This is a genomic window from Neptunomonas sp. (assembly GCF_041601355.1).
GTDB lineage: Bacteria > Pseudomonadota > Gammaproteobacteria > Pseudomonadales > Balneatricaceae > Neptunomonas.
This window is the reverse complement of the sequence record NZ_JBFIIH010000141.1, coordinates 1-9,657: the sequence shown is the minus strand read 5'-3', so window position 1 is coordinate 9,657 and position 9,657 is coordinate 1. Positions and strand designations below refer to the sequence as shown.

Here is a 9,657-nt window from a genome sequence, read left to right as displayed (position 1 = left end):
GCTCGTCGCGTCAGGATTTTTTCCTTGGTTTCCAATAGATCTCGGTGCTACCCGCTCTGCGCGCCAACGTGCGGGCACAGACAAACAGCAGATCTGATAAGCGATTCAGGTACATCGCGCCCATCGGGTTTTGCTTTTCTGCATCGCAAAGCCGAATCATCTGGCGCTCTGCACGCCGACAGATGCTTCTTGACTGGTGGCAGTAGGCCGCCGCCCGGCTTCCGCCGGGTAGTATGAACTCTGTTAGCGGAGGAAGTTGTTCATTGAGTGTGTCGAGATGATTTTCCAGCTCAGTGACGATGTCAGGTGTGATCGCCTGATAGTCAGGATTCGCCATTGCGATCTCTCCTCCCAGGTCGAAGAGATCATTCTGAATCTGAAAGAAGACAGGCTTTAACGGATCTTCAGCTTTTAGTTCTGTGAGCAAAATACCCAATACTGAGTTAAGCTCATCGATATCTCCCAGCGTCTCAATACGCTCAGAGGTTTTTGAAACTCTGCTGCCATCGGCAAGACCGGTGGTACCTTTATCGCCGGTGCGGGTATAGATTTTCGTGAGTCTATTGGCCATTTTCTATTCCGAATAATCAGGACTGGCAGTCCCAGCCCTGTGTGCAGTTATCTAAAATTTATCATGATAACGAGCGTGATCTTAAAAAGCATAGGCTACATTTAGGAGCAGATTTCGCTCGGGTGCTGGATAATGGTATGTGGAGCCATAAGAGGAACCAGAATACGCATCATACTCTTCATTAAACATATTGTTGATCGTTAACTGAGTTGTCCAGTGGTTGCGTTGCCATTTTAATGAGGCATTCATAACGACAATACTATCGACTTTACTGAGCGCGTTGGCATCATCACCTGCTAAATAGCGCTCGCCGGTATATTGGCCGTCAATATAAAGGTTCCATTGTTGATTGAAGCGATAGTTGGCAAATAGATTAAAAGTATGGTGTGCAACAAAAGGTACTTCATTCCCTTTAAATGAGCCGGCCAATAATTCCGAGTCGGTATAGGTGTATGTGCCACCTATGTTTAAATTCTGTAATAAGGCGTGTTCTGCACTGAGGATAATCCCTCTACGTAGTGATCGATCCAGATTGAGGTTGGCGCCCCAGCCACCATTGGCTGCTGAGTCAAACAGAATTTCATCATTCAATTCTAATCTGTAAAGGTTCAGCATTAATTTGGTTTGCTGATAGTCTCCTTTCCAGCCGAGTTCCCATGACGTGCCTTTTTGCGGCTTCAGAAAATCAATGTCAGGGAGGGTATAACCATTTTCTTCGATAGCCGCGAAACGAACATTCTCATCACGTCTTAGAAAAACTTGCTGGTTAGGCCTTAATTTCCAATTAATGGCGAACTCTTTAACAAAGGCTGAATCCGAGTGATCGATGTTGGAAGCATTGTTGCTATCTTTTACACGGGTGTTACGAGCGCCGAATGTTGCTGAAAGCTGAGTATTTATCGGGTAGATAACTTGAGTATACAAAGCATTGGCAGACTGTTGGCTGTCGTAATAATTCCAGGCTTGATAATCACTGTTGCGATAGTCATATCCCGCTGTCAGGATCACATCACCGTGTTGTGTAGGTAGGTGGCCGGTGATACGGGGAGTGAATGAATTCACTCGGGTATCTTGATTATAATTACTACCATAGAAATAGCCTGTACCATTACTGTCTCTTTGGCTGAGTTCAGCGCTTAATTTAAATTGTTCAGACAATGACTGTACCAACGTGATTTCATTCACAGTCATATCTGTATTAAAGAAGTCATCGGGTGTGTCTGCAGTACGAGCGTCAGCAAAAACCTGAGCATCACTTAATGATCCCGGGAAGCGTTGATTATCATTGATAACCTGATGTGAAATGCCGATTTCACCGCTGCTATGACGATACGATAATCCGGCTTCTACGCGCCCATATTCGTTATCGCTGTTGTCACGATAACCATTGCTGCTATTGCTGTTCGCATTGACACGCACACCAAGGCCATTTTCATAACGATGATCGAAACCTGCAGAAAGTTTGGTTGTGTCGTATGATCCCGCTGAAAGCTGAATCTGCCCGCTTGAACCTTCGATAGAGCGAGTGATGATATTGATCACACCGCCGACGGCATTCTGCCCATATAAAACCCCCGCACTGCCTTGTAGCACTTCAATTCTCTCTACATTATTAAGAGAGATAATGCTTAGGTCCGGTGCTTCCAGTGTCGGGTTGTTCAGTGGTCTGCCATCCACCAAGATCAGCACGTTTTGACTGGTATTCTCGCCAAAACCCCGCATGGAAACGACACCACCATTACTATTGCCAGTGTAGTTTTGTGTAATCTGTACTGCACCGCTACTGCGAAGTGCTTCAAATACATTGGAGGCACCGCTCGCGCTGATTTGTTGGTGCGTAATGACGTTGACTGATTTTCCAGACATCTCTTCTGATAATAATGAGCGTGTACCGGATACCGTTATACTGAGAGGTTGATTGATTACTGAAGAGGCAAAAGAAGCAGGCGAAAGGGTAGCCAGCGTTGCTGCAGCCAGCATAGGAGAAATATATCGGAACATGTAGAACCTCAGAATCTGCGCCCGCCGCGCATTGGGTTAGATGAGAAACAGGCCGATATCCGGACTTTCGATTGCTCTGAGAAGAATCGATTACCGTTGCGGGGGCAGTGTCGGCTTTGTATTAGCGCTAATAGTTAGAGCAATACGCACCGTTCTTCCCGTTTAACCTTTGCAGGCACCTGAGTAACTGGGGGCGGAGTTTACAGGGTGGTTTTTTGTGATGCAATCAGAGAGGCGTTGGCGGTTAGCAGGTTGCCCATAGGTGCACTATGAGCAACTATATAAATGACGCTACTTTTACATCGTATTATGCATCATAGTGCTCAGCAAAGTTACGAATCTCGTGTGATAGACGTTCGACCCGGTCTGCTGCTTTTTCCAGCTCTTCCAGTACCGCAGTGCTGATAGCTGATTCAACGATTAATTCTAAATCAGAGAACTTGGACTCGCCAATCTGATTGCGAAGTTCGGCTGATAACTTTCCTTTAAATGCTTCAACAACATTGTGAGAGTGCTGTGTTTGCTTCTGTGACATGGACAGATCCTCCTGGTGAATTATTTGTTGCTGGGTAGCAGGATATGTTCATCTTGTTCGTGAATATCGCGTGCGTTACCAACAATCAATGGGTCGGGTGTGAGCTGAATATCCGGATTTTTATTGGGATAGGGCAGAGAGTTAAGAATAAAGCGCATGGCATTTATACGGGCGCGCTTCTTATCATCTGACTTGATCACCGTCCAAGGGGCATCTGCGGTATCGGTATAAAAAAACATCGCCTCTTTAGCTTCAGTGTAGGCATCCCATTTATCCAGAGATGCCAGATCAATAGGCGATAATTTCCATTGTTTTAGGGGAGCAACTTTACGAGCCTGAAAGCGTTCAAACTGTTCGTCACGGCTAACAGAAAACCAGAACTTATATAAACGAATACCGCTTCGCACTAACATACGCTCAAAGTCAGGTGTCTGGCGCATAAATTCAAGATATTCGGCAGGGGAACAAAAATTCATGACTCGCTCAACACCGGCGCGGTTATACCAGGAGCGGTCGAATAATAAGATGTCACCTTTAGTGGGGAAGTGCTTAACATAGCGCTGGTAATACCATTGACCTTTTTCTTCTTCAGTGGGCTTTTCAAGTGCAATTACTTTTGCTCCGCGAGGGTTCAGGTGCTCCGTAAAACGTTTTATGGTGCCCCCTTTACCGGCAGCATCGCGTCCCTCAAAGAGAATAACAATGCGTTCGCCGGTTTCACGCACCCAGCTTTGCATTTTTAACAGCTCTATCTGCAGGTCTTTTTTGAGCTTTTCATATTCTTTTCGGGATAGTTTTTCTTGAGTCACAGTAACGTCTGAGCTGTTTTCTATTTCTACAGGTGGTTCATTAGGCTCAGATGCAGCCTCAAGTGCTTCAGTAGTTTCTTGGGGTGCTACTTGTACAAGATCATCCATCAGTTTCTCCTTTTTAAAGGTTAGTTATAATAATTATCCTCCCTCTTGTGACAATTCCTTTGATCGAGATCACTTAATTAACGATATCTGATATAAGAGCGATCGAAGCGGTAAAAACGGTCGATGGAAGTAGAATAAGAGCCCGGTATGCGAGCCCGGCAGGATAATCCAATATGAGAGCCGAAATATTTTGTATTCCTTGGAGTACTCGATATAGTTCATAAATTGGGATGCTTTAATTTAATGCGTTTGAAACACGTTGCAAAGTTAATACGGCCGTTTAAATATTGTGCGCTTAAAAATAAAATGGAAATCAGCGAAGTTATGAAAAAGCAGTCACTGAATCAAAAGGAATCGGTAGAGAAATCAGAGCTATATAAGGCATTATCTGCTTCACGTACGTCATTTATATCAACCGGTGTTTTTAGTTTTTGTATTAATATACTGATGCTGGCACCGATTATTTACATGCTGGAAGTTTACGATCGGGTGCTCACCAGTAGCAGTGAATCAACCCTGTTGATGCTTACATTGTTGCTGGTATTTCTTTTTATTGTGATGGGAACCTTAGAGTGGGTACGCTCACAGGTGTTGATTGTCACTGGTAATCGATTAGAGAAAAGCCTGGGTCCACGTGTATTTGATTCGTTGTTTAAGCAGTCACTGGCGTCGGGGGGCAGTGTCTCAACAGCGCAGCCTTTGTCAGATCTTTTAACACTTCGGCAGTTTTTGGGAGGCGCCAGCCTGCTAACGCTGTTTGATGCACCCTGGCTGCCTATATATCTGGGCGTTGTGTATCTGTTCCATCCCTTGATGGGCAGCATAGCGCTTGCTGCCGCTATTTTTCTGATTATCCTCGCCATCGTTAACGAGCGTCTGACACGACGTGATATTCAGGATGCTAACAAGCTGAATATTGAGAACACCCACGAAACTCAATTGAATTTACGTAATTCAGAAGTGATTGAGGCGATGGGGATGTTGCCTCGATTGCGCGATCGCTGGCAGCAGAAGCAGAATGAGTTACTGGCGCTGCAAACGCGAGCAAGTCGGCAAGGTGGTTTGATAACGACACTGTCTAAGACTTTTAGAATGACCATGCAGTCCCTGATGCTGGGATTGGGGGCTTATCTCGCCATACAGGGAGATATCTCCGGTGGTACTGTGATTGCCGGGTCAATTTTGTTGGGTAGGGCGCTGGCTCCGATCGATCAGCTGATTAATTCATGGAAGGGCTTTTTGGGTGCAAGGGGGGCTTATACGCGCTTGTCGGCCTTGCTGGAAGCGAATGCATCGCAGGAGCCGCCTATGCAACTGCCACCACCACAGGGGCGGGTCGAGTTTAAAAAAGTATTTGTGGCCCTGGGTGAAAGTGCAGAGCCAGTATTACAGGATATTAGTTTTGCAATCGAATCGGGTACATCAGTCGCCATCATCGGGCCAAGTGCCGCCGGTAAGTCCACTTTAATACGTGCCATGCTCGGCATCTACCAGACGACCCGAGGCGCGATCCGTTTAGACGGCGCTGAGCTTAAGCAGTGGGACCGAGAAATCCTGGGTGAGCATATAGGCTATTTGCCGCAGGATATTGAGTTGCTGGAAGGGACGGTGAGTGAAAATATCGCCCGCTTTGGCCAGGTTGATCCTGAAAAGGTAGTTGCCGCAGCCACGGCGGCAGGCGTGCACCAGATGATCTTGCAGTTAGCTGATGGCTATTCAACCAGAATTAAAGCGCATTTGTTGTCGGCAGGCCAACGTCAGCGTATTGCGCTGGCGCGTGCGTTATATGATAACCCTAAGCTCGTCGTACTGGATGAGCCCAATTCGAATCTGGATACAGAGGGTGATCTTGCACTGGCAGACGCGTTGCGGAGTCTAAAAGCTGCAGGCTCTACGCTGATCGTTGTCACCCATCGGAATAACTTATTACAGTTAGTTGATAAGGTAATGGTGCTGTCAAACGGTGCTTTAGTGGCGTTTGATGAAACGGCAGTCGTGATGAAAAAGTTAAGTCAGGGGGCCGCTAGCACCGCACCTAATCCTGCAATACAGTCAGCACCTGGTATAGCCACTTCTATTGCAACTAAGCCAGTAACCCCATCAGTAACCCAAAACGCTGTGGTAGAGAATTAATTATGTCTGATGTAAAAAAAGCTGACGCGACAACCCGGTATCTTGAAAAATCGGTGGATGATAGCCGTTTTCTGATGATTGGTTTCATCATTATTCTTGTGGTTTTTTTCGGTTTGGGTACGTGGGCGGCGGTTGCTCCTATCGCCAGTGCTGCGCATGCTCAGGGTAAAGTGCGTGTAGAGAATAATAAGAAAACGGTACAGCATCTTCAGGGAGGGATAGTTAAATCGGTGTTGGTGCGAGATGGTGACCATGTTGATAAAGGCCAGGTATTAATGGTGCTGGATGATACCCAGGCTAAAGCTCAGCTAGAAGTGATTCAGGGACAATATATCTTGTCTCGTGCGCGTGAAGCGAGGTTGATTGCTCAACGTGATCAACTGGAGTTTGTGGTATTTCCTCAGGATTTACAGGATCTTAAAGAAGATAGAAGGGTGCAGGAGGCGATTGATGTACAGCGCCAGATCTTTCAAGTGCGCAAAGAATCCTATGAAAATGAGTTGGCGCTATATGTTCAGCAAGCCGAGCAGCTGGAGTCGCAGTTAACCGGTCTGGATGCACAAAGAAAGAGCCAGGAGCGACTGGTGTACTCATACTCTACCCAGCTCAAAGATCTGAAATCTCTGGAAGCAAAAGGCTTTGCTGAAAGAGGTCGTGCACGCGAAATTTATCGGGAATTGGCGCAAAGTCGCGGCGAGTTAGGCGAGCTGCTGGCGAGTATTGCGTCAACAAAATCTGAAGTAGTGGCTTCAAAGCTACAGGCCTTACAACTACAAAAAGAACTGCAAAGAGAGGTCGCCACAGAAGTTGATGAGCTGCAAGAGCGGTTGTTTCAGCTGGTTGAGCAGCGTCAGGCATTGCTGGACACCCTGGCACGTACTCAGATCCGTTCGCCGCAATCTGGCACGGTGCTGGAACTTGCAGTTCACACCGTCGGTGCCGTCATAGGCGAAGGTGAAAAGCTGATGGAAATTGTACCTATGGGCGTGCGACTGATCATAGAGGCGCGGGTATCTCCTATAGATATTGATCGAATTGCTATTGGACAGATTGTTGATGTGCGTTTTTCAGCATTCAAAATGAGAGAGACGCCCAAAATAGAGGGCAAACTGATAACCCTATCGGCTGATAGTATCCTCGATCCGAATGATTCGACGCAGACGCCTTATTATCTGGCGATCATCGAATTGACCGAAGAAGGGCTTCAGTATTTGCAGGGCAGCGACCTTAAACTGGTCGCCGGTATGCCTGCCGAGGTCTTCATCAAAACAGGTGAGCGCACCTTGTTCCAGTACTTCGCTGACCCGCTGGTTAATACCGTTGCGCGTTCGTTTATTGAAGATTAGTCATGATGGCATCTGGCAATGCCAATATAAAACGTTTGTTTTAACCTTTTTTTATTGTTTTTTATAAAAAAACCTGTCTAATGCGTCAGGTTTTTTTACATATCCAAATTAACCTGAAAAACTCAATAATAAAAAATTAATTTTTTAATTATATTTTGAGTTTATTTTGAGTTTGTCGTCAGTAAGCTATTGTTTTTAAAGTTTATATTTTATCATTTTTTTCTGTTAATGTTTCGTTCAGTTTGGGGCTTGGTGTTGGTATGTTAATTGCTTTTTTAAAATTTAGCTTACTGCTGGTATGTGGCTAGTCGCTTTTAAAATCAGCACATATCAAAAAGAGTGTTTTTTAAAACCCCTGCATCTGTTTAATACAGGTAGGAAAACCCAACTTAACAAAGGTGTTTAACATGAATAAATTAATCGCTGTTTCTACTTTAATGCTGGTTTCTGTGCCCGCTTTTGCTGCTGCTCAAGCAGTGCCTGAACCAGGTATGTTGCCGCTGATGGGTGCTGCTGCCATCGCTTTCTTTATTTCACGTCGTTTCAAAAAGTAGAAATAAAACAGCGAGGCATTTCGTCTCGCTTTTTTTATTCAGATTTGACTATAAAAATAAGTTCTGGATGAAGTGTTGATTTACACGAGCATGATTTTCTTTTCTCTAAAAGTAGAGTTTTTAAAAAACGCTACTGCCCAGATCGACTTCGCTAAGAATTTAAATTAAGAAGGATTTTAGTTATGTCCACTATGACCATTCGTGTGACTTCATCAGCTTTTAATGAGGCTGGGCAATATGGTAAGCAGCCAGATCTGGGCGCACCAAGCTACTTTGATGTGATAATCACAGACAGTACAAATCCAAACTTGCCCAATGGTATTTATGATGGTTATTGCCTTCATCCTAATTTATTTATCACAGTTTCACCTACTCTTTATACTGGTAACGCTGGTGATGGCGTTGATATTAATAATTATCTTAATGCTGCTGTCACCAACACTATTTCTCAGGATCAAATCTCTCAGATCAACTGGTTGTTGTCACAAAATTTTACATCAGATGCTAAATATGCCGGGCAATATACTTATGGTGAAGTCCAGTCCGCAATATGGGAAATACTGGGATATACCAATTATAATACTGGAAATGAGACATTATCGTTAACCGATAACGGTCGACAGTTGGTTGAGCAGTCGGATATTGATTTTTTAGTTTCGCAATCCCAGGCTGCAGTTGCTAGCGGTATTAATGTTCTTCCTTCAGACACGTTTTTCTCAATGGTTGTTGATCCGGATGGTGTAAAACAACCATTGATCATTCAATTAAACTCAGCGAAATTAGGTGATTATGTTTGGTTGGATGAAGATGCAGATGGTATCCAGGATGTTAACGAACTGGGTGTCGATGGCGTTATTGTAGAGCTTTATGATGCCAACAATAATTTAGTTTCAAGCACAATTACAGGTGATGATTACAGCACCGCAGAAGTTGAAACAGGCTATTACCAATTTACAGGCCTGAAAGCAGGTGATTACTCAGTTAAGTTTTTAACACCTGCAAATATGCTATTAACAGTTGCCGATGCAAATCCCGATGCTCCAATTTCACAAGACGATTTAGATAGTGATGCCTATGCCGATGTTGATGGCAATGGCATCACTGCAACAATTAGCCTAGCCGATGGCGAATCAAATCAAAGCGTGGATGCGGGCCTTGTGACGACACTCGGCTCGCTGTCGGGACGCTACTTCTGCGACACCAACAACAATGACGTGGACGATGGCCAGGCTGTTGACCCGGGTGTTGATGGCGTATTGGTCACGCTGCTGGATGCCAACGGCAACCTCACGAGCACCACGACGTTGACCACCACGGTCAACGGAGTGGCGGGCGTGTACCAGTTTACCGGTCTGGAAGCGGGCACCTACGGGGTGCAGTTCGATGACCAGCCGGATGGCCAGGGCAGCACGGTACTGGCGGACAAGCAGTTGGTGGATCCGAATGATCCGGACGGCAATGGCGACGACACTAACGACAGTGATGCGATCGGCAACACGACGACCTCGACAATCAGTAACATCGTGGTTACACCGGGTAACGACACGCCGGACAACGACGCGGGTGCCGAGTACACGGCGAGCCTGGGTGACAAAGTGTT

General features: G+C 45.5%; 8 protein-coding genes and 1 riboswitch. Of the genes, 4 read left to right on the top strand and 4 right to left on the bottom strand.

Annotated elements, in window-relative coordinates:
• Positions 1–10: 10 nt before the first annotated feature.
• The 4 genes from ABY436_RS17060 to ppk2 form a co-directional block, all read right to left on the bottom strand.
• The gene (locus tag ABY436_RS17060) at positions 11–571 is read right to left on the bottom strand and encodes a cob(I)yrinic acid a,c-diamide adenosyltransferase (protein ID WP_372740135.1); all 561 of its coding nucleotides are present in this window, start codon (positions 569–571) and stop codon (positions 11–13) included.
• Between the two features lie 81 nt (positions 572–652).
• Entirely contained in the window at positions 653–2,572 is a 1,920-nt protein-coding gene (locus ABY436_RS17055) for a TonB-dependent receptor (protein ID WP_372740134.1), read from the bottom strand.
• A 32-nt stretch (positions 2,573–2,604) separates the two neighbouring features.
• Positions 2,605–2,770: riboswitch (cobalamin riboswitch) on the bottom strand.
• A gap of 109 nt (positions 2,771–2,879) precedes the next feature.
• Entirely contained in the window at positions 2,880–3,107 is a 228-nt protein-coding gene (locus tag ABY436_RS17050; RefSeq protein WP_372740133.1) for a phosphatase, read from the bottom strand.
• A 20-nt stretch (positions 3,108–3,127) separates the two neighbouring features.
• Positions 3,128–4,024 carry a polyphosphate kinase 2 gene (gene ppk2, locus ABY436_RS17045; protein ID WP_372740132.1) on the bottom strand — a complete coding sequence of 299 codons (897 nt, stop codon included), beginning with the start codon at positions 4,022–4,024 and terminating at the stop codon, positions 3,128–3,130.
• Between the two features lie 324 nt (positions 4,025–4,348).
• Here ppk2 and ABY436_RS17040 point away from each other — a divergent pair, with 324 nt between their 5' ends.
• The 4 genes from ABY436_RS17040 to ABY436_RS17025 form a co-directional block, all read left to right on the top strand.
• Positions 4,349–6,157, top strand: a complete 1,809-nt coding sequence (locus ABY436_RS17040) for a type I secretion system permease/ATPase (protein WP_372740131.1) — start codon at positions 4,349–4,351, stop codon at positions 6,155–6,157.
• 2 nt (positions 6,158–6,159) lie between these two features.
• Positions 6,160–7,503, top strand: a complete 1,344-nt coding sequence (locus tag ABY436_RS17035) for an HlyD family type I secretion periplasmic adaptor subunit (protein ID WP_372740130.1) — start codon at positions 6,160–6,162, stop codon at positions 7,501–7,503.
• A 407-nt stretch (positions 7,504–7,910) separates the two neighbouring features.
• Entirely contained in the window at positions 7,911–8,057 is a 147-nt protein-coding gene (locus ABY436_RS17030) for a PEP-CTERM sorting domain-containing protein (protein WP_372740129.1), read from the top strand.
• Between the two features lie 182 nt (positions 8,058–8,239).
• Positions 8,240–9,657: SdrD B-like domain-containing protein (locus ABY436_RS17025; protein WP_372740128.1), on the top strand; the 1,418-nt coding region annotated here is incomplete at its 3' end.